Here is a 21957-nt window from a genome sequence, read left to right on the forward strand (position 1 = left end):
AAAAGTGTAACTTTGCAAAAATTTTAAGAGATGAATACACTAACAATACTTGCCTTATCTTGGCAACATATCCTTATCGTAGCAATACTTTTAGTATTACTTTTTGGAGGAAAGAAAATTCCGGAATTAATGAGAGGAGTAGGTTCAGGAATCAAAGAATTTAAAGATGCGGTGAAAGAAGAAGACAAGCCAGGTTCTGAAAACAAATCGTCTTCTACAACAAACAATAATTCTTCCAGCAACTAAAATTCCTTAGAATTAATGAAATTTACTGAGACTGCATGGAAAGTCTTCAATCAATCTATTGAAGACTATCACGTGTCTGATGACGTTAACACTCTAATTAATAACCCGTTCGAAAAAGATAGTTTGGAACGGATTTTGTATGCAAAGAACTGGATTGATACCGTTCAATGGCATTTAGAAGATATTATTAGAGATGAAAATATCGATCCGGTTGAAGCTCTTCAATTAAAGAGAACAATAGACGCCTCCAATCAGAAAAGAACTGATCTGGTAGAATATATTGACAGCTGGTTCCTTAATAAGTTTGAAAATATAACTCCTCAACCTGATGCAAAGATAAACACGGAAACTCCCGCTTGGGCAGTAGACAGATTATCTATTCTCGCATTAAAGGTCTATCATATGTCATTAGAAGCCAATAGAGAATCCGCTTCTGAAGAACACAGAAATAACTGCCAGGCTAAACTGGATGTTCTGCTTACTCAGAAGGAAGATCTATCAACTTCTATAAATCAGTTACTTGCTGATATTGAGAACGGTAACGTTAAGATGAAGGTATACAAACAAATGAAAATGTATAACGATGAAAGTCTTAACCCAATCCTTTATCAAAAAGGGCAACAGAAATGAAAAGACTAGTTTTTTTTGGAGTATTAATAATATTAACATCTTCCTGCGCAACGGAGAAGCTTAACCTTTCTCCGCTGTCAAATAACTTTTACAGCGATACAAAAGGATCTGATTCTGATAGAGGCTCAAAGAAGAGTTTTAATATCAATATCAAGGAAAACGTAAACGCTTCTGAAATTTCAAATATCATATCAACTTTTCCAAAGTTTAAGAACAATGGGCTGAATGATGAGATTACAAGTTTGAAATACAGTCTTCAGAATTATTTATATGCTATAGATGCTAATAATTCTGCAGGTAAAAGCAGAGCATTAAAAAGCTTCGAAAAATCATACAGAAAAATTCAAAAGCAAAGACAAAGTCTAGAGAAGGATGATGATGAAGTTCTAAACAGATATTTAGTCCGTTTAAAAACCAATATCTCTGTTATCGAAGATGCTTTACCAGGAAGTTAAAAACTAATTGAATTATCAATGATTAAAATTCAGGCGGAAGCCAATGTTCCTACCGAGCACGGTACTTTCCGAATGATCGCTTTCTCCGAAAATGTAAACGATTGGATGCCTCACATGGCTATCATTGCTGAAAATACGGATTTTTCCAAACCAGTAAATGTTCGTTTTCATTCAGAATGTATTACAGGAGAAGTTTTCCATTCAAAAAAATGTGAATGTGGTCAGCAACTAGATGCTGCTATGAAATATATTCATGAGAACGGAGGTATCATCATATATCTTCGTCAGGAAGGTAGAAACATCGGTATCATCAATAAGCTAAAGGCTTATTCATTACAGGAAAAAGGACTTGATACAGTACAGGCAAACCTTGAATTAGGACTTCCTGCAGATGACAGAAATTTTGGAGTAGCTATTGAAATTCTTAATTTATTAGATGTAAAAGATATCAACCTCCTTACCAATAATCCTGAAAAGGTAAAATATGTGGTAGACAGTAATGTTCATCTGAACTCCAGAGTTCCTTTACAAATCCCGGCTAATGAGATAAGCAAAGGCTACTTAAAAACTAAAAAAGATTTCTTTGGACATCTACTCGATGACAATGATAAGTAAATAAAATAAAAGCTTCAGAATATCTGAAGCTTTTTTATTGTAGCATATTTTAAGATTCTCTATACACATTTGTTATTCTAACTTGGATTTTATATAAGTCAATAGAGTTGTGATGAAATATAGCACTCAATTTCTGCTAATACCTCTCTTTTTATATAAGTATATCAGATTAATATTACTTATAACTCTCCTTTAATTATAAATCAAAAGCCCCGGAAGATTTCTCCCGGGACTTTTTTAATTATAAAAAACTGAAAAGATATTTCTTGATTAATTAACGTTTACCGTTTTAACCTTACTTTCGTCAAGGTTATAATATTTAACAACAGCATTGTAATCGTTGTAATCTACATCCGCTTTAACTTTTGCTGTATTTTTACCAACTACTTTACCTGCATTAGCATATACTAATACAATTCTAAAAGTCTGATTATTTAAATAGGTGCCAGCTTCTGAAGAAGATAATGTACCCGGAGCCTCTCCTTCTGTATAAATTTCTACTTTTTCTCTATTAAATAAGAAATTATACCCAAACTCTCTATTGTTAATCAATTTATAATTTTTAGGAATTAACTGCCATGCATTACTTGCATTAGGATCTTTCCTATAAACTAGTACAACATCAGTATTCTGAAGGTTTAGTAACTCAACATGTGAATAACTATTTGAACTGTTCAAACTCACATTTACGTCTTTCATTTCAGGAAGTGTATCACTATCCTGACCAGGATTTACAACTACTGGATCATCGTTACTATTATCACAACTATATGTAAGAAATCCGACACCGGCTAATAATATAAGTGGAAGAATTTTTTTCATTTTTATAAAAGTTTAGTTATTATTTATATTGCGTATTCAAATCATATACCAAAAATTTCAAAAACTTTGTTTTCGTCAATTTTTTTAATTGTATTTTTGTTCTTATTCAAAAAGTCATGAAGAAATTATTATATACTTCAATCTTTATTGCTGCATTGATAAGTCCTAAGATCAATGCCCAGTATCAACCTAAAAACACTTCTAAGGAAGATCTCAAAAAAGCTCAGGAATGGGTAGATAATACCTATAAAAATCTATCTCAGGATGAAAAGCTGGGACAATTGTTTATTGTTGCACTTTATACCAATAAAGGAGAAGACTATATCAATCAGGTAAGGAATATTGTTACCAACGATAAAATTGGTGGTTTAATCTTAATGCAGGATGATGCTGCTAAAGAAATCAATCTGGTTAATGAATTTCAACAGACTTCTAAAATTCCGTTAATGATCGGGATGGATGCAGAATGGGGATTATTCCAAAGAATTGCCAGAGCACACAAATTTCCTTGGGCAATGACTCTTGGAGCTATTCAGGATAAAAGCCTTGTCTATCAAATGGCAGCAAAAATAGCAGAAGACTGCCACAGAATGGGCATCAATTGGGATTTTGCACCGGTGGTGGATGTTAATACTAATCCCAACAATCCTATTATTGGTAACAGAAGTTTTGGTTCTGAAGTAGATAATGTGATCAGCTCTGCTCTTTCCTATTCAAACGGTCTTCAGGATAATAATATATTAGCAGCCATTAAACATTTCCCTGGTCATGGTGATACCAGTACAGATTCGCATCTTGATCTTCCGGTAGTTTCTCACAATATGGAAAGACTGAGTTCAATAGAACTGGCTCCGTTCAAAGCTTTGATGAGCGAAGGAGTCGGAGGAGTAATGGTCGCGCATCTATATGTTCCCACGCTGGAATCGGGAAAAGGAATTCCTGCTTCTGTTTCTAAAAATATTATTACCGGCTTATTGAAAGGCAAATTAGGCTATAAAGGTCTAATCATTACTGATGCCTTAAATATGGGAGCAGTTGCCAATAAGTATAAGCCTGGTGAACTGGACGCTCTAGCATTTAAGGCAGGTAATGACATTATGCTTTTCTCTCAGGGTGTTTCTGAAGGGAAGAAATTGATCCAAAAAGCAATAGATAACAAAGAAATTCCACAATCCAGAGTGGATGAAAGTGTAAAGAAAATTTTATTAACAAAATATTTCTTAGGACTTACAAAATATACTCCAAAGAATCCGGAAAACATCAATGCTGATCTTGATAACAGTTCTCACACAACATTGGTTCAAAACCTTTATGCCAACGCATTGACCTTAATAAAAGATGAAAAAAATCTACTCCCTATTTCAGGAAAACAGGTTTATTATATTCCTTTAGAAGAAGCACCTTATCAGACTTTTGCTAATAAAATGGGAGCCAATATTGTTATTAAAAAAGTTAATGAAATCAATAGTATTCCTACAGGATCTACAATAATAGTAGGTCTTCATAAAGATAATTCAACAGCTTATAAACCCTATAAAATTTCTGATGAATCTAAAAAAGTTCTTGCAGATCTAACGGCTAAAAAACAAAATATTATCCTTAATGTATTCGGAAGCGCTTATGCTCTAAAGGATCTTGATATCTCAAAAATCTCAACAGTTCTTGTTTCTTATGAAAATAATGAAGATTCAATGAATGCGACTGCAGATGCTTTATTAGGAAAAACAAAAATATGGGGAAGACTTCCTGTTTTAGTCAATGACCAGTTGAAAGCAGGAATGGGTATAGACCTTGACGCGACTGTTACTACAGAACAAAATAACACAACATCAAAACAAAAATAATCTAATGAAAATAGGCATACTTTGCTATCCAACATATGGAGGAAGCGGAATTGTAGCAACGGAACTGGGAATGTCTCTTGCCAATAAAGGATATGAAGTACACTTTATAAGTTCGGCACTTCCCGCAAGATTAGATATCACCAATCCGAATATTTTCTTTCACAGGGTAAATGTTCAGACCTACCCTCTTTTCCAGTATCAACCTTATGATATTGCGTTAAGCTCTATGATCTACAGAGTTGTCAATCTTTATAAACTTGATCTTTTACATGCCCATTATGCTATTCCTTATGCATATGCAGCCTTTACAGCTAAGCAAATGTTACAGGAAGATAATAATGATATTCCTTTGGTGACAACTTTGCATGGAACAGATATTACTCTTGTAGGACAGCATCCAAGTTATAAGCACGCTGTAGAATTTTCTATCAATAAATCTGACGCAATTACATCAGTTTCTGAAAGTCTGAAAAAGGATACTCTTCAGTTCTTTAATATCAAAAAAGAGATTCAGGTCATTACCAATTTTATTGATAATACCGAGTTTGATGACTGCACAGAATGCCAGAGAACACAGTTTGCCAATCCTGATGAGAAAATATTGATTCACGTATCAAATCTACGTCCTGTAAAGCGTGTGGATGAAGTACTTCAGATCTTTAAAAATGTAGAGAAAAAGGTAAAATCCAAGCTTATCATTATTGGTGAAGGTCCTGATATGGAAAAGGTAAATCAGTTCCTGGAAGAAAACCCGGATCTTATTTCAAAAATCCGTCTTTTGGGGAAAGTAAATGATCTTTACAAAATCCTGCAGCTTTCCGATGTATTTCTTCTTCCTTCCGAGCAGGAAAGTTTCGGATTGGCGGCATTAGAGGCTATGGCAGCTTACACACCGGTGATCAGTTCAAACGCAGGAGGAATTCCTGAAGTGAATATTCAGGGAGAAACAGGATATTTAGCCGAGATTGGAAATGTAGAAGCGATGAGCAACTATACAATCAAGCTATTGAGCAATGAAGAACTTTTAACCAAGATGAAAGAAAATGCGAAAGAACAGGCTATAAAATTCGATTTGAAAAACATTCTTCCTATTTATGAGAAAATGTATAGAACGACTATAGAAAATTTCAAAAAGGAGTTGACGAAAGTATAATATTTCTATTATATTTATCGTCACACTATGACGGAAAAACTACTTCAATATCTTTGGAACTATAAAGTTTTCAAATATTATGACTTCAAGGATATTGAAGGAAATTCCGTTGAAATCATACAATCCGGGAAATGGAATAAGGATGCTGGTCCTGATTTTCTGGATGCTAAAATTAAAATAAACGGCTTAGTTCTTGCCGGAAATATAGAACTTCATATCCGTTCTTCAGACTGGATCTTTCATAATCATTCTCAGGATCCCAACTATCAAAATATCATACTTCATGTGGTTTTTCTACATGATGCTGAAATCTCCGAATTTACAGATAAAAGAATTCCTACCTTAGAGCTGAAACATTATATTGATGAAGATATCATCAATAAGTATAAAAAATTTATCAATGAAAGTAAGTTCATTGCCTGTGAAGATATTTTTAATAAGGAAAAAATTCCGGTCAACTTTCATGAGGAAAATATTCTGAAAAAGTTAGAGGAAAAATCATTAGAGCTTGAACAGGCTTTAGAAGTTCATAAAAATAATTTTGAAGCCGTTTTATTTCACAGTTTTGCCTATTCCTTTGGATTAAAAGTGAATGCTCATATTTTTAAACAGATTGCAGAAAGTATTGATTATAGTATTGTGAATAAAATACGTCAGAATCCTTTTCAGCTTGAAGCTTTACTGTTTGGCATTTCAGGATGGCTAGATAAGGCAGAAGATGAACAGATGAAAATATGGAAAAGAGAGTTTGAGTTCCTCAAAGCCAAATTCAAGATTTCAGATTTAAAATTTTACCCTAAATTTTTAAGACTCAGACCTCCTAATTTTTCCACAATCCGTCTTTCTCAGCTTGCTAATCTTTATTACCAACATCAGAATTTATTTTCAAAAATAATGACGGCTAAAAACGTTGAAGAATTATATGATATTTTTAAACCTGTAAAAGCATCTGAATATTGGGATTCTCATTTTAATTTCGGAACGGTTTCAAAACTTCAGTCTAAAACTTTAAGTAAAGATTTTACAAACCTCATCATTCTTAATACTGTTCTTCCTTTGAAGTATACCTATCATAAGTATCATAATGAGGAAATTACAGATCAGATTATGGAGTTTTATAGAAATATTTCGGCCGAAAAAAATTCACTTGTTCAAGGATGGAAAAATCTTGGTGTGTCTATATCCGATGCTATGGAAAGCCAGAGTCTTATTTATCACTATAAAAATTTATGTGACGAAAAAAATTGCTTAACTTGCAGTATTGGATTTAAACTTTTAAAAGAATCTTGAAATGCTAAGTAATATTCGTCATAAAATGGAAAGAGAATGGTTTGGTGTTCTGACGAGAACGGGAGCTAAGCTTGGAATTCCTGTATCCAAATTGAGAATCTTCTTTATCTATTCTACCTTTGCTACAGCGGGATTTTTCTTCCTGATCTATCTTGGTTTGGCATTTACTTTGTGGATTAAAGATATTTTTATCACAAGAAGACCAAGTGTCTTTGATTTATAATTATGGAATTTTTACCGATTACTTCAGCTGGAGATCATAGAGTACAGGAAATCTATGCTTCATATACGACAACTTTTCCTGTAGATGAACAGAGAGATAAGAAACAGTTTACAGATTTATTTTCAACTCCACAGGCAAAAATTATGTCTGTAGTACATGAGTCTGAAGCTGTAGGCTATCTTATTTTATGGAAATTAAGCTCCTTTGTTTTTGTGGAACATTTTGAAGTTTTTGAGGCTTTCAGAAGTAAAAAACTAGGATCACAGATCATGGGACATCTATTGGAAACCTATCCTAAAATAATCCTGGAAATAGAGCCTGAGGATTTGAATGAAGACGCTAAAAGACGTTATTCTTTCTATCAAAGAAACAGTTTTGAACTGATTGATACCACATATGTACAGCCTAGTTATGGTGAAGGAAAAAAATCGCTGAACCTATGGCTATTGGCAAATTACACACCTGATAATGTGGAGGAACTTAAAAGCGAAATTTGCAATACGGTTTATCCTTAATATAAAACGCCGGAAAATTTCCGGCGTTATTTTTTTGTTGAAATAAGTTATATATTTTAATTTACTTCATATTCCAGTTTTATTGTGATACTCGCTTCTTTTTCTTTAGAAGAAGTATTGAATGTTCCACCATAAGAATAATCTTCATTTGAATTCGGAGCCGTAATCTGGATAACTCCCATAGTTGCTTTTTTCAGATTCCCGAGACTGCTACCTGAGTTCTCTGCAATTTTTTCTGCACGTTCTTTAGCATCTTTTGTAGCACTCGCAATCATTTCCTGTTTTACGGTGGCTAATTTTGTGTAAAAATAAGATGGTGAAGAGGACGTAAATTCAATTCCGCGGTTGATGATCTCAGTAATATTTCTGGAAAGGTTTTCAATTTTTCCTACTTCTTTACTTTCAATAGAAACGGTTTGGGTAAGGTTGTAACCGGAAAATTCTCCCTGTACATAATTTCCGTTGGTATCATTATAACTTCTGAACTGTTTCTGAATATCCACGGAAGAAAAAACAATTTCACTTTGTTTTATTCCTTTTGAAAGGAGATAATCGTTAATCACTTTTCTGTCCTGTGCAAGTTCATCATAAGCTGATTTCAGATCAAAATTATTTTTGGAAAAGCTTCCGGACCATGTAATCAGATCGGAAATAAACTGCTTTGTTCCCAAGCCTGTTACTGATATTGTATTTTCAGATTTATTTCTGTTTTTAATAGCATTTCCTAAAAAGCCAAGTCCAAGTACAAAACCTAAGGCTCCTACAGCAACTGCGATAATATTTTTATTCATAAAATTTTGGATTGTGTTTGATTATGAGAATATTGTATCAATTTCCATTCCAATATTTTAAGATTTTCTTAACATTATTAAATGAAAGAAACTTTATTTACCTATGGCTGCTTTTCAGTCTTTCAAGGAAAAGTGGTACAGTTTCTTCCATTCTAAGCATCACTCCGGATAGGTTTCTTGCTTTTACATAGGTTCGAACCTGAGGTTTTATTAAAAATGAGAATTCTATAAACTCAGAAATTTTATCTGCCGGAATTCCAGCCTGAATAAAATAATCATTGCTGATTCTATTTCGAACCCAGGCAATATGCTCCTGAAGATCATCATATCGGTATTGTCTTTTCTGTTTTCTTGCTTTACCGCTAACCAGATCATATACTCCTTGTACATTCAGATTTCCAAGAAGTATAGGCAAAAGTACACTCTTCACTTCTGCCGGTTTTTCTCTCATTTTACCAACAGGCTGCGGAAGTCCTACTGCTTGTCTCACCTGTTCTCCTTTATCTACCTTGGCGACAATTCTGGAATCCTGTTCAAGATCACCAGTAAGTTTTTTGACAATTTTCACTTCACCTACATCCTTTGGAATCTGATACAGAGTTATCAACAATTGTGGATTACTACCATCCGTAAGAACTCTTTTGGATACTCTTCTAAAGTCTTCTTTTACAAACCTAAGTTCATCACCGGGATTTGCTTCAATAGAAAACATTCCCTCTGAATTAGAGTATATTTTTTTATCACTAGAAATATTAACAATAGTTACAGCACTCAAGCTTTCTCCGCTATCATCAATAATTTTCCCGGTTACTGTCTGTTGGGATAATAAAAGATTACTGAACAGCACAATAAGGAAAGGAAAAAGTTTTTTCCCATGTACTCTTATATTTCTGAATGTATTGCCCAATCCTATTCTTTGAATCTTAAAAATACGAATATTAATCTTTATTCGGCGTTAACTTATGTGTTTTACTATATTCTGCAAAGACCTTTTTCAGTTCGAACTCTAAAGCTGCTTTACTAAAATCTTTTCTGTACTTTTTAGATAATTCCTGCGCGTCTTCAGCATAATATAAAAATGCATCAATCTGTTCCTCTTCCATTTCATATTTTCTTAGAAAGGTTAAATCCACTTCGTTTTTAAGCCTTGTCATAAAAACTTGATACTCGCCATATGTAGCCTTTGTGATTTTTGGTTTAGTGGCTTTATTGAATAATCCTATAGCTGCTCCTATCACTTTTAAAACATCTGCTTGTCCGGCATTGAAATCATGTCCACTAAAAGTTTTTGAAATGGTATTTTTAGGTATTGGCTCATTCAAAGGTCTTTTTAAATATTCATCCATATCAGACTTTAAAGCTTTCAATTTTTTAGATTCATTGAAACGCTTACTGTCATTTTCGAGATTTCCGGTGGGTTTAAAAGCTACTTTTACTTCCGGAATTTCAATTTCTTCTCTTTTAAGAATGATCAATAAAGAAATATTAAAATCATCTTTTGAAATTTTTTTAACTGATCTGAAATATCCGTCTTTTACGAATCTTATCTCATCATTTTCTGTAGCATCAATTGTAAATCTCCCGGAGGTATCGCTCAATGTATTGGTCTGTTTTGAAATGTTCACAATCAATACAGGATTAATATTTACATTGCTGTTATCGGTAACAATTCCTGCAATTTTTTGTTGTGAAAATACTGTACCGGATACTAAAAGCATAGCCGTATACAAACTTGGTTTGGTTATAGTTTTCATGGGTTATTTTTGCGTCTTCGGTGCTCGATATGATGAAATTCGTGTGAGTACAAAACGTTGAAATCTATTGAGATCGGCATCACTGCAAAATCCGTATTTTAAAATCTTTTTTCTTTCAAATCCACCTGCCAAAACATAAGAAATAAAATGATCAATGAGTGGCTTTTCTATTTTAAGGTTGGTAAAATATTCTTCACCCAAACTAGCTTTGATATACTTCATCAGATCAATATCATCCCATTTATCTTTGACACTTCCAACAACAAAACCTTCTCCTTTAGGCTGTACAAACTCTCCTGGTTTCGCAGCCAATATTCTAGGGTCGGACTTCTGGGAAATATATTGGCTTATCTCTGCATTTAGCTTTAAAACTTTTTTCGGTCTGTTATAATTCTTTGAATCAATTTTCAGATTTCCGGTGATTCCTTGCTTTACTTCTACTTCTGGAATTTCAATAATAGTTCGCACAAGATCAATATTCATGGGAGATTGGGAATCTTGCTGAGAAACTTTTCTACTTAGTCTTTCATAGCCTGCCTTTACAAAACGAAGTTCATCTCCAGCCCTTCCTGAAATCATAAAATGTCCGTCCCTATTTGACAATACCAATTCATCTGTTCGGATATTGATCACATTTACATCTTGTATTTCAGAACCTTCAGAAGTAATCCTCCCGAAAATATAACTTTGCGCTTTTACCTGAAGAAAAAGAAGAAGAGATAAAATAAAGAATAGTTTTAGTTTCACGGGCTGTTTTTATAAAGCAAAGCTAAAATTATTTTTAAATTATCCGATAAGTTTAACCTCACTTAACGCCTTTTAATATTTCTTTTCGCTTTTTGACACGAAAACTGTTAAATAGCCGGATCGAATTGTTAAAGTTTCTTTTAAATTTTAGCTAACTTGCAGTCTCAATTCTCTTTTTACAATGCAAAATTCTTATACAGTCATCAATGCTTCAGCCGGATCTGGGAAAACTTATGCCCTGGTTCAGAGACTCCTGATGATCTGTCTCCGTTATCCGAATCAACAGCAATCGATAAGGAATATTCTCGCGTTGACGTTCACCAATAAGGCAGCCAACGAGATGAAGGAGAGAATTTTGTCCTGGCTTGGAAATTTTGCCGCCGGCAATTATGCTGAGAATGCTGATCTTAAAAATATTCAGAAAGCCTTCGAGGAACAAGGTCTGAAAATTACCATTGACGAACTGCATAAACGATCTAAAAAGTTACTGGATCACATTCTGCACAATTATTCTACATTGAATATCGGAACAATTGACCGTTTTAATTCAAGGCTGGTAAGAAGTTTTTCTTATGAACTGGGATTAGCAAAAAACTTTAATCTCGAAATTGAAGCGGAACCTTATTTAATTGAAGCAGTAGATAAAATGCTGGATCAAATTGGTGAGAATGAAACGATCTCCAATTCTTTTATGGATTATGTGGATTACAGCCTTGAGAATAATGAAAGGATTAATCTTAACAAAAATCTATATGATTCTGCAAAAGAGTTTGTAAAAGATATTCACTATGAACATCTGAAAAACAACGAAAGTTTTGATGATGCCAATTATGAAGATATAAAGAATACGCTCCGTAAAGAGATTATCCTGAATAAAAAACAATCTGTCGAACTTGCAGCAGCAGCTATTGATTTATTCAAATCCAGAAATATTGAGATTGAAGATTTTGCGCAAGGAAAAAACGGAATCGGGGGATTCTTTACAAAAGTTATAGACTTTTATCAACAGAAAAGAGCGGGATTCCCTTTTCCTACTACACAGGAAGAGTCTGTGATTAATAATTACAGAAAGGGAGCTTCTTCAAAATCAAAGCATAAGGAAGCTGATATTTTAGAAATTCTTGATCAGCTTATTGAATGCAGAATGAGATTGATTCTCCTGTATATTGAAACGCAGAAGAAAGAAAAAGTTTTATCTGCTTTGCTGCCTTTAAAGGTTAATAAAGATATTCAGGATGAGCTTAAAAAGATTGAGGAAGAAAATGATCTTGTTTTACTTTCAAAATTTAATATTCTGATCAATGAGAATCTTAAAAACGAGCCTTCAGCCTTTATTTATGAGAAAGTAGGTTCACAGTTTCAGCATTATTTCTTTGATGAGTTTCAGGATACTTCAGAGCTTCAATGGCAGAATTTTGTTCCATTGAGAGATCACAGTGTTTCATCTGAAAACACTTCATTTACCTTGGTAGGTGACCCAAAGCAAAGTATTTACAGATTCCGAGGTGGAGAAAGTAAGCTGATGTTGGATATTATCAATAAAAAGGAATTTTCACCTAAAGAAGCAGATCTTCTAGTTTTAAAAGACAACTGGCGAAGTGCAAGGAATATTGTCCAATTTAATAATGAATTGTACCAATATCATTCTGAAGGTCTTGAAGAAGAACATAAGAATATTTTTGGTACAGATGCGGAACAAAGTTCTAAGTCAAAAATTGACGGAAGAGTAAAAGTAAATTTGATAGAAAACCTTACAAACGAAGAGTTTTATGATGATACTTCAGAGAGTATGCGAAAGGATATTCAGGAGTGCCTGAACAACGGCTTTAAGTTTTCTGATATTACCATTCTGTGTCGTGGAAATTTTGATATTTTCAGTTATTCACAAAAGCTGGGTAATTTAAAAGTAAATTACAATGGCGATGAAACCAATATCAAAACTATTTCTGATAAAGGTCTTACGCTTGAACTATCCAATACACTGAAGGCTGTAATTGAATTTCTACGATGGGAGATCAATCCTAAAAACAGAACCTGTCTGATTATGATGATGTATCATCTGAATACACTCGGGAAGGTTCATATGACAGATTTTACGCTTGATATGCTGGAAATACTGGGTATTGAAAGTCATGACGAAATTCTTCAGTTTATTCAGCAGAAATATTCTTTACAACTTAAGCAGGATAATTTCCCTAGGTTTAATCTTTATAATTTTATTGAATATTACATCAATGAATTTTCTGTAGAAAATAAAGAAACCGACTTCCTTCTGAACTTTCTGGAAATGCTTTTCAATTTTACTCAAAATGCCGGGGTAAGTACAAAAGAGTTTTTAAAATATTGGGATGAAGAAGCTTCTTCATATACAATTCAGGCTTCGGAAAACATTGATGCTATTCAGATTATGACGATCCATAAGTCTAAAGGATTAGAGTTCCCAATTGTTTTTATTCCCATGATCAATAAAAACCGAGACAGTGAGTTTACAAACTGGTTTGAGACTAGTGAAAGTGCTGCATTAAAATCAGTAAATATAAATCAGTTCAGTAAAAACCTTGAGGTTTATGACGAACAAATACAATCCTTTAACAAGAAAAATTCTTATAAAAATCTGATTGACAGGTTATGTCTACAATATGTAGCCACCACAAGACCTGTTGAACAGCTGTTTTTCTATCTTCAAAAGCCAAATAAAACGTCTAATAATCTGGAACTTTTAGAATTTATTCAAACAAAAAATACGGAGAATGCTGATGAATTTGATCTTTATGAAGTGAATCCTGAGATGTTAAAGAAACATTCAAAAACCAAAAGTTCATCTTTTAAAACACAGAATATTCAGAATTTGAAAAATGTGAATGAAAAGACAACTTCTATTAAAATTGCCACTCCTTCCAAAAATTACCAGGTTCGTAATGAGAAAGTAAGGATTGGACTTTTCGTCCACGAACTTTTATCAAAGATCAATACTGAGAAAGATATTAACAAAGTATTGGAAGGTTATGCACTGGAAGGACAGATTACTATTGAAGAGAAGAATGAAATTCAGGCAACTTTGCAGGAGATCATAAAAAAGTATGCGGAATTTTTTGATGAGAAATGGGAGGTAATCAATGAAAAAGATATCATGATTTCTGAAAATGGAGAAAGTCATATTTCAAGACCAGACCGTATTCTAAAAAGCGAAGATGGTTATATTATTGTTGATTTTAAAACCGGTGAACCGAAAGAGAAAGATGAGTTACAAGTACAGGGATATAAGAATATTCTGAAAAGGCTTGGTAAAAATGTTATAAAAACACAAATCATTTACCTTTAAAGCCTAATACTTTATATTTCTAAAAAATATCATATAATTAAGATAAAAAACATCTAAAATAGAAAAGGTTTGATTATTTTTATTCACATTACAATCTAATCAATTATGTACTTGAACGGATAAAAATTCAAGTTAGAAAGTTTACAACAATTTTCTAAGTAACTAAAAACCCATGAAAATATATTTAATCTCTTTTCTCATAAGTATCATCACCATGACTATGTCAGGAGTTGTCGTATTTAATATTCTAGATTATATAGATCCGCCGGTAACGAAAGAAGGTTTTCGATATATGCCTGCGGAAAATCTTTTAAAGTCTTTTTTTTCCAGCTGTATCATTGGAGCGGTTGTTTTTATTTTAGCTATCAGAATACAAAGGCAAAGACGGAATAAATAAATTTTATGCTTGAAAATTTTATCTTTAAAAACTGGAAGGCATTATTTCATTTTCAATGGATCAGCTTTAGCCTCTTCATTGTCTTAACTATTATCTATTATTGGGATAAAACGGCACATATTTACTTTAATCGGAATCCTGATATCATCAATTTTCAAAGTATATTTTCGTTGCTCATGACCTATCTTTTTATTTCCTTTCTTTTCATTACCATATTATATCCGATATTATTTCTGCTACAAGCTTATTATATCCGGAAAAAAGAAATGGCTAGCAAAAAATTAATTTTCCTGCTTGCTTTGTATCTATTATCCATGGTTTCACTCTTTTCACTGTATACTATTAATAATAGTCATTCTATACAAACCGTTTTGTAATAGCAAAAACATTAAACTAAAAATATAGATTAAAAATAAACTTCTAAAAATCAAAAACCTACAACAAATTAATGATAAATTTGTGCAAAGCTGAACTAGCTGTTTATTCTGCTTTAAATTGGATTAAAGCTCACTTCTATTGAATATTAAATCACTTATAAAAAAACCGCTATTCTATAGAACAGCGGTTTCTTATTGTTTAAAACTTTTTAAATTTTTAAGCAGTTGTATCAGGAGTAAATACTCTTTGAGATAATTCCTGGTCAAAAAGATATAATGCAGATGGATTATCGCATACCATTTTGATCTTGGTTACGTACTGAGAAGCACTTGCCTCTTCTTCTACCTGTTCGTTGATGAACCATTGAAGGAACGATGTTGTTGCAAAATCTCCTTCTTCATTAGCATTTTTTACAATATTAAAAATACTTTTAGTAACTACTTTCTCATGTGCCAATGCTTTTTCAAAAATATCCGTTGCACTTTCGAACTCATGTGGAGGTTTTGGAATTTCTCCGATGATGATTTCTCCACCTACGTCATTCAGATAATCAAACATTTTATCTGCATGCATTAATTCTTCTTTGCTTTGTACTCTGAAGTAGTTGGCAATTCCGTCCAGGTCTTTCCCTGAAAACCATGCAGACATTGAAAGATAATATTGAGCGGCGTATTGTTCGTGAGAAATTTGTTCGTTAATTAATTTTGCAATTTTTTCGCTAACCATAAGTATTAAATTTATATTCAAAAATAGGGAATAAATGCCCGAAATCAAAAGTTTTACGGAAAATTAATACAGAAAGGATGGAAAAAAATCCATCCTTTACACATTAAAAAATCAAAATTATGAACTGTTATTTTGCTTCCGGAGCAGCAGTATTCATAGGCTTTTTCATCATTCTTCTATCCTTCATTGCTATTCTTTTCTGTTCCATTTTAGCTTGTCTGTCTGCCTGCCATTTATCATATTGTTCAGGAGTAAGAATCTTCTTCATGTCAGCATCCATCTGTGCTCTTTTAGCCTTCATTTCTTCCATTTTGGCTTGTCTTACTTCTTTATTTTTTTCAAAATCAGCTTTCATTTCAGCTTTTCTTTTTTCATGTAATGCCTTTACCTGAGCAACTTGTGATTGATTAAGATTAAGATCTTTCTGTATCTGCGCCATATGCTCCTGCTCTTTTTGCTGCATTTTCTGTTTCATTTCTGCTTTTCTCGCTTCTTTGTCTTGTGGAGTTGTCTGTTGTGCCATTGCAAAACTTCCCATACCGATAAATGCTATTGCTAAAACTAATTTTTTCATCTCTTTAAAATTTAATTAATTGTTATTATATCTTTTTGATTAATCAAAAAACTATAAGTTAAATTAACAAATTCATAAATAATGTTAATTTTTAATAAAAATAAATCAAAATAAAAGCAAAAAAAAGGACAGATTATAAAAACCTGTCCTTCACACCACTTAAATATAATATATGAAAATTAATTCCTTACTAAGCTTCCTCTAAAACCGCCACCATTACTTCGATTTTGGCTTGGAGCTGGACTTTCAGATCTTTGTTGTCTGAAACCACCACTATTTCCATTTCTGAATCCGCTGTTATTTTCTCTTGCAGGCGTTGATTCTCTCTTTACCTCATTATTGTTTCTAAATCCGCCACCATTACTATTTCTGAAACCGCCATTATTATTTGGGTTTGTTCTGAATCCATTATTATTATCCGAATTTCGTCTAAATCCTTCTGAGTTATTTCTGAAACCTCCATTGTTATTTTCTCCACGGAAGCCACCATTTGAATTCCCTGAGTTTCTGAAACCATTATTCGGTCTGCTTGTATTTCTGAAAATTTCAAAAGTAGGATTATCCGCTCTTCTATATCTTGATCTGTCTATTCTGTAGATATTGATATTTACATTTCTATATCTTGGCATTACAGAATATCTTGGTCCATAATAGGTTCTTCTGTAATCCTGGAAATATACTATAGGACTTCTTCCTCTGTAATAATTATTCTGAAATACAACAAATACTCTTGGTCCCATGATTCTTTCCAACGCATAAAATCTATCATAATACCATCTGTCCGGATTATATCGATAGAAATTATCCCAGGCAGTAAAACTTGCATAAAGATTATTCAATCTCATAATCTGATCCACCTGCCAACGGTTTAATCTATTTTGAATAAAGAAACCATTCCAGTCTATATTAATGATACTACTTCTATAGTCGTTATAATAACTTTGATAATAATCCCCTGGATAATAATCCTGTGGATAATTGTAATAATAATCATCAGGGAAATAATTCCGGTCATCTTCATCGCCATAATAACCATCACCATTCTGATAATAACCATCATCACCCCAACCGTTATTCGGATACTGCTGAGCGGACGTCAAAACGCCTAACCCAAAAGCCAATCCTAAAAATATTTTTTTCATCCTTACAGTCGTTAATTGGTTAATATATAGCAGAATATCTTTATTCTATCTTTTTGATACAAATAAAAAAAAGAAGTTAAATCCTGAGATTAAACTTCTTTTAAAATATTATTAACTTATTGATAATCAAGTGTTAAATTTACAACCTTCCACTATCTTTAATCCAATGAGCTATTTTTTCGTTAAATACTTTTTGCTCTTTTAGATCCTCTAGTTTCAAATGCATTCTATAACGCCAGTAATGAGGGAAAACAGCCGGATTATTGATCCTTTCATTATCCATTTTACTGTTAGTAAGCCTTTCATCTGTTGCCAGAAACTCCTGAATAGGGAAAATTGCCAACATTGACTCATTATAAAGATGTTGCTTCATAATAATCTCTGCCAAATATGGTGTCAATTCTTGAGGGGCTTTTCCATATTGAATCAATTGTTGATTAAAATACTTTTGTGTCAAAGCGGGATCTTCTTTCCACCATTGTCTTAATGTAGAGCTGTCATGAGACGAAGCTGTAACTACATTCATATAATTTGCATTACGAGGATCATAGAAAGGAATATTTTCCGCTGGCATACGTTGAACTTTAAGCGCGATGATTGCCAATTCATCCATAACAACAGGTACGCATGCAGGAACCATTCCCAAATCTTCACCACAAATCAGCATTTTAGTAGCATTCAGGATCACCGGAAGTTTTTCCATGGCTTTTTCATACCATAAATGATCTTGTCTTCTGAAGAAATAATCATGGTAAAGATCGTATATATTTTTCTGTTCAGCTTCCGGAAGATATTTATAGGATTCTGTACTATAAACATTGAACCTTGGATGATAAACAGTTTCTCCGTTTCTCTCTTCTGTTAAGAATAGTACATTAGCACAAAGTGAAACTAATTTCTCCTCAAAAAGACCAAGTGACTTTTTCTGGAAAGAATCTACCAGTTTTCGTTGGGTATTAAATTCTTCTTTAAATGAATACGTACCATCTTCATTACGATTCATAAATGCAATTGCTTTTTCGCTATCTCCGGCAAAATATTTCCATAATATCTCATTGTTGATAAATGGCTTACAATACCTGTCAAATTTAAACGGAATCTGCCATGCTTTAAATTCATCCAATACGATAGGAACAGCCGGATAAAAGTACCCTAAAATCCCTTGTACGGCAGATATAGGCATTCTCCAGATTCTAAAGAAACCTAATATGTGGTCTATCCTCATTGCATCAAAATATTGTTCCAATGCTTTAAACCTGTTTTTCCACCATCGATAGTCATCAGCTTTCATCGCTTCCCAATTATAAGTTGGGAACTCCCAGTTTTGTCCAAGTTCTGTAAACTGGTCTGGTGGTGCTCCAGCCTGAAAATCCATTCCGAATAATTCAGGTTCTGTCCAGGCTTCTACAGAATATCTATAGATCCCGATTGGTAAGTCTCCTTTTAAAGAAATTCCCAAACTATGAGTATAATCTACTGCATCTTTCAACTGTACATGAAGTTGATATTGCACCCAAGCATGAAGCATGGAAATATCATAATCTTTACTTTTTGTTGAAACGAATTGCAGAATCTTTCCTGCGATATATTTTTTGTGAGTTTTCCACTCGTTGAAATTTGGTGTTTTATACTTATCCCTCAATACACAGAATGCGGAATAAGGAACTAACCAATATTCATTATCCTTGATGAACTTTTTAAAATTTCTATCTTTATAAATCTTGTCTTTTTCTGCATAGAAAACAGCTTTCAGATACTTCCATTTACCTTCGATCATCTTTTCATAATCAATCAGATCAAGATTATTTAATGTCTCTTTTTCAGCCAGATACTCATTAACTAACTCTTTCGGTAAAGAAAAATCAAGCTTTTCAAGTGAAATATATTGTGGATGTAAAGCATAGACAGATACTGCAGCATAAGGATATGAATCCGTCCATGAATAATTAGCTGTAGTATCATTGATCGGAAGAATCTGAATAATCCCAAGGTTCGTTTCCTTCGTCCAATCTGCAAGCTTTTTAATATCTGTAAACTCTCCCACTCCAAATCCATCATCACTTCTTAAAGAGAATACAGGAACCGCAACTCCCGCATCATGATACATTTGGTAACCTTTAAATTTAAAATAATGATTGGATACAATCTGTAAAACATCTTCCTGCGGATTCGCAGCTGTAAATCTGTTTTCTCCCGTTTCTACATCAATTATTCTACCTTCTTTTTTATCGTAAATACAGTATTTAAATTGAATAAATTCATCCTCAGGAATATCAACAGATGTTTCCCAAACCCCAAAATCAGTCTGATACAAAGGAATAACTTTACCATAATCCCAGTTTCCCAGAGAGGCAGTACTTCCAAACAATACAATTCTCCAGTCACGATTATAGATAGGAGCTTCAATTCTGAATAAATGAGTATGCTTCTTTAATACAGTAGACTTTTCTGGTGTAAAATCGTGAAATTTGTTATAAAGAATTTTGTTGTTTAAATAGTTCTCAGGAAAATTTTTATTATTCCATTCATCAAAGATTACAAACTCTTTATAATTGTGAGGAAAATTAAGATGATGCGATACAAATTCGTCTCTTAAAATATTCCCTTTTTCATTCACCACCCGATATTGATAGGAAATGGACTTTGAAAAATAATCCACTTCGCATTTCCATAAACCGTTCTCTGCAGAAAACATAGTATGAATATGAGCCGAAGCTCCTTCCTCACTTATGACCAACTGTAGATTTTCTCCAGCCTTTACAATATATTCTACATTAAAGTATAGCTTCATCTATATTTTTTTATAAAAATAGTATTAAATATCGAAAAATAAAACTTCTTGAATATCAAATAATCATTAAAAAACCTTTTCAACACACTGAAAAGGTTTAATGATAAGTCAAATATTTTAGTATTTATTTCTTCACCGGATTATTCTGTTACCAGGATCTTCTTGTTTAACATTATTTTTCCGGATTCATCGGTTAAACTGACAATATATGCTCCTGTAATTAGTTCTTTAAGATGAACCTTTTGATCAATAGAATGATCATTAATTGATAAGCTATGAGACATTATATTTTTTCCTGAAAGATCATAAACATTAAGTTTAAGATTTCCTTTTATATTCTTATTATTGATGTGAACGTTGATATAATGTTCATCTACTCTTGTAGGATAAATATCTATAGTATTTGAGCTGCTTACGGAAGAAACTTTGTCATTAATAAAGTATTTGCTCGCAAGATCATAAATATGCAGGTTTTCGCTTTGTAATTGTTTTGCCTGTAAAGTTTCCAAATCTACCTCATATAAAGGAGATCCTTTGGCACTTGCTATTACAACTTTACCTTGTTCATTTACAGCAGATCCATTCACAGAATAACTCTCTGGAATACCCGCAATTTTACCAACATATTTTGCTCTTAATGTTTTAGGAGAAATTTTAAAAACATTTCCTGATGCAGCAAAAACATAAAAGTTATTTTCTACATCAGCAATCATATCTCCACCAAAGCCAGATTCCATTGTAGTAAAAGAATTCTTACCATTCGATGCATCATCTTTAATGATTCCCAAATCAGTTACGATATAAGATCCATTTTTTTTACTGATTTGTAAAAACTGAGTCCCAGCATTATTGATAGCATAGATATGACCATCAATGCCTGTAGCCATCCTCGTAATATGAGAATTGATATCGCAAGAAGAAACTCTCGCTACACTATTTTCAATCAATGTAATCTCTTTTGTTCTGGCATTTAACATATAAATATTAGATGAAAACATAGGCATATATATCAGATTATTGTTCGAAGAATCATAAGCTAATGCTGCCATTGTTACTGCCTGAGAATTGTTAAATGAATTTCGATCTTCAACAACAATTCCTCTTCTGGTCTGTGAATAGATTTTAGATGAAGAATCTGATGTAAAAATTTTTTCACCAGAAGTTCCATTAATGCCATCCAATACTCTGAAATCATTGAAATTAATACCAGAAGTTTCCTTTCCTGTAATAGCAAAAAAGTCTTGTTGTGCCTGAACGCCTACACTAAAGAGTAATAAAAATAAAGGGAATAAATGTTTTTTCATAGCATGTATATTTAAATCATAAACAATTTGTTATGACTAAGTTACACAATTTAAAAATTCAAAAAACAAAAAAAACTTAGATTTGAATTATATTTTTAAAGTTCAATCAAAAATATAATTTTTAGGAGCTATTTCCTGCTATCCACTTATACTCCTCGCACCTTACTTTCCAACACCCAAAGCATCCAGCTATCCAATGCAGCTGCGGGGTAGCCGTTACTATCAGGGCTAGGGAGGA

General features: G+C 32.8%; 21 protein-coding genes. 11 read left to right on the forward strand and 10 right to left on the reverse strand.

Going from position 1 to position 21957, the window contains the following annotated elements:
- Window positions 1-30 precede the first annotated feature (30 nt).
- Genes BBI01_RS04125 through ribA form a run of 4 tightly spaced genes read left to right on the forward strand, consistent with a single transcriptional unit; the run spans window position 31 to window position 1946 of the window.
- Window positions 31-246 (forward strand): twin-arginine translocase TatA/TatE family subunit, encoded by a 216-nt coding sequence (locus tag BBI01_RS04125; protein ID WP_065393432.1) that lies wholly within the window; start codon window positions 31-33, stop codon window positions 244-246.
- Between the two features lie 15 nt (window positions 247-261).
- On the forward strand, window positions 262-876 hold the full coding sequence (locus BBI01_RS04130; protein ID WP_065393433.1) for a DUF4254 domain-containing protein: 615 nt from the start codon (window positions 262-264) through the stop codon (window positions 874-876).
- Window positions 873-1331, forward strand: coding sequence for a hypothetical protein (locus tag BBI01_RS04135; protein ID WP_065393434.1), 459 nt, complete (start codon window positions 873-875; stop codon window positions 1329-1331). The genes BBI01_RS04130 and BBI01_RS04135 overlap by 4 nt, the downstream gene beginning before the upstream one ends.
- An 18-nt stretch (window positions 1332-1349) precedes the next feature.
- Window positions 1350-1946 (forward strand): GTP cyclohydrolase II, encoded by a 597-nt coding sequence (gene ribA, locus BBI01_RS04140; protein WP_065393435.1) that lies wholly within the window; start codon window positions 1350-1352, stop codon window positions 1944-1946.
- A 270-nt stretch (window positions 1947-2216) separates the two neighbouring features.
- Here ribA and BBI01_RS04145 read toward each other — a convergent pair whose 3' ends face one another.
- Window positions 2217-2768, reverse strand: a complete 552-nt coding sequence (locus tag BBI01_RS04145) for a hypothetical protein (RefSeq protein ID WP_065393436.1) — start codon at window positions 2766-2768, stop codon at window positions 2217-2219.
- A 116-nt stretch (window positions 2769-2884) separates the two neighbouring features.
- On the opposite strand from BBI01_RS04145, the gene BBI01_RS04150 reads away from it, so the two are divergent.
- Genes BBI01_RS04150 through BBI01_RS04170 form a run of 5 tightly spaced genes read left to right on the forward strand, consistent with a single transcriptional unit; the run spans window position 2885 to window position 7793 of the window.
- A complete protein-coding gene (locus tag BBI01_RS04150; protein ID WP_065393437.1) occupies window positions 2885-4612 on the forward strand; it encodes a glycoside hydrolase family 3 protein in 1728 nt (575 codons plus the stop codon).
- A gap of 4 nt (window positions 4613-4616) precedes the next feature.
- On the forward strand, window positions 4617-5765 hold the full coding sequence (gene bshA, locus BBI01_RS04155) for an N-acetyl-alpha-D-glucosaminyl L-malate synthase BshA (protein ID WP_065393438.1): 1149 nt from the start codon (window positions 4617-4619) through the stop codon (window positions 5763-5765).
- Between the two features lie 27 nt (window positions 5766-5792).
- Entirely contained in the window at window positions 5793-7055 is a 1263-nt protein-coding gene (locus BBI01_RS04160) for a DUF2851 family protein (protein WP_065393439.1), read from the forward strand.
- A 1-nt stretch (window position 7056) separates the two neighbouring features.
- Window positions 7057-7278 (forward strand): PspC family transcriptional regulator, encoded by a 222-nt coding sequence (locus tag BBI01_RS04165; RefSeq protein ID WP_034695702.1) that lies wholly within the window; start codon window positions 7057-7059, stop codon window positions 7276-7278.
- A gap of 2 nt (window positions 7279-7280) precedes the next feature.
- Complete coding sequence (locus BBI01_RS04170; RefSeq protein ID WP_065393440.1) at window positions 7281-7793, forward strand: GNAT family N-acetyltransferase; 513 nt, start codon at window positions 7281-7283, stop codon at window positions 7791-7793.
- 56 nt (window positions 7794-7849) lie between these two features.
- On the opposite strand, the gene BBI01_RS04175 is transcribed toward BBI01_RS04170, so the two are convergent.
- From BBI01_RS04175 to BBI01_RS04190, 4 genes are all read right to left on the reverse strand, one after another.
- The gene (locus BBI01_RS04175; RefSeq protein ID WP_065393441.1) at window positions 7850-8584 is read right to left on the reverse strand and encodes an SIMPL domain-containing protein; all 735 of its coding nucleotides are present in this window, start codon (window positions 8582-8584) and stop codon (window positions 7850-7852) included.
- Between the two features lie 97 nt (window positions 8585-8681).
- Complete coding sequence (locus tag BBI01_RS04180) at window positions 8682-9491, reverse strand: carboxypeptidase-like regulatory domain-containing protein (protein ID WP_228393931.1); 810 nt, start codon at window positions 9489-9491, stop codon at window positions 8682-8684.
- A gap of 31 nt (window positions 9492-9522) precedes the next feature.
- Window positions 9523-10338 carry a hypothetical protein gene (locus BBI01_RS04185; RefSeq protein WP_065393442.1) on the reverse strand — a complete coding sequence of 272 codons (816 nt, stop codon included), beginning with the start codon at window positions 10336-10338 and terminating at the stop codon, window positions 9523-9525.
- Window positions 10339-10341: 3 nt separating this feature from the next.
- Entirely contained in the window at window positions 10342-11085 is a 744-nt protein-coding gene (locus tag BBI01_RS04190; RefSeq protein ID WP_065393443.1) for a hypothetical protein, read from the reverse strand.
- A 181-nt stretch (window positions 11086-11266) separates the two neighbouring features.
- Here BBI01_RS04190 and BBI01_RS04195 point away from each other — a divergent pair, with 181 nt between their 5' ends.
- Window positions 11267-14407 (forward strand): UvrD-helicase domain-containing protein, encoded by a 3141-nt coding sequence (locus BBI01_RS04195; protein WP_065393444.1) that lies wholly within the window; start codon window positions 11267-11269, stop codon window positions 14405-14407.
- A gap of 172 nt (window positions 14408-14579) precedes the next feature.
- Window positions 14580-14804 (forward strand): hypothetical protein, encoded by a 225-nt coding sequence (locus tag BBI01_RS22470; protein ID WP_123862079.1) that lies wholly within the window; start codon window positions 14580-14582, stop codon window positions 14802-14804.
- Between the two features lie 594 nt (window positions 14805-15398).
- On the opposite strand, the gene BBI01_RS04200 is transcribed toward BBI01_RS22470, so the two are convergent.
- The 5 genes from BBI01_RS04200 to BBI01_RS04220 form a co-directional block, all read right to left on the reverse strand.
- Window positions 15399-15908: a ferritin gene (locus BBI01_RS04200; protein ID WP_065393445.1), complete on the reverse strand. Its 510-nt coding sequence runs from the start codon at window positions 15906-15908 to the stop codon at window positions 15399-15401.
- A 127-nt stretch (window positions 15909-16035) separates the two neighbouring features.
- Window positions 16036-16482, reverse strand: a complete 447-nt coding sequence (locus BBI01_RS04205) for a DUF4890 domain-containing protein (protein WP_065393446.1) — start codon at window positions 16480-16482, stop codon at window positions 16036-16038.
- 179 nt (window positions 16483-16661) lie between these two features.
- Window positions 16662-17624, reverse strand: coding sequence for a hypothetical protein (locus BBI01_RS04210; RefSeq protein ID WP_065393447.1), 963 nt, complete (start codon window positions 17622-17624; stop codon window positions 16662-16664).
- Between the two features lie 139 nt (window positions 17625-17763).
- Window positions 17764-20415, reverse strand: a complete 2652-nt coding sequence (locus tag BBI01_RS04215; RefSeq protein WP_065393448.1) for a 4-alpha-glucanotransferase — start codon at window positions 20413-20415, stop codon at window positions 17764-17766.
- A gap of 140 nt (window positions 20416-20555) precedes the next feature.
- The gene (locus BBI01_RS04220) at window positions 20556-21719 is read right to left on the reverse strand and encodes a T9SS type A sorting domain-containing protein (RefSeq protein WP_065393449.1); all 1164 of its coding nucleotides are present in this window, start codon (window positions 21717-21719) and stop codon (window positions 20556-20558) included.
- Between the last annotated feature and the right edge of the window lie 238 nt (window positions 21720-21957).

Origin of the sequence: Chryseobacterium artocarpi (assembly GCF_001684975.1) — a bacterium.
Lineage (GTDB): Bacteria > Bacteroidota > Bacteroidia > Flavobacteriales > Weeksellaceae > Chryseobacterium > Chryseobacterium artocarpi.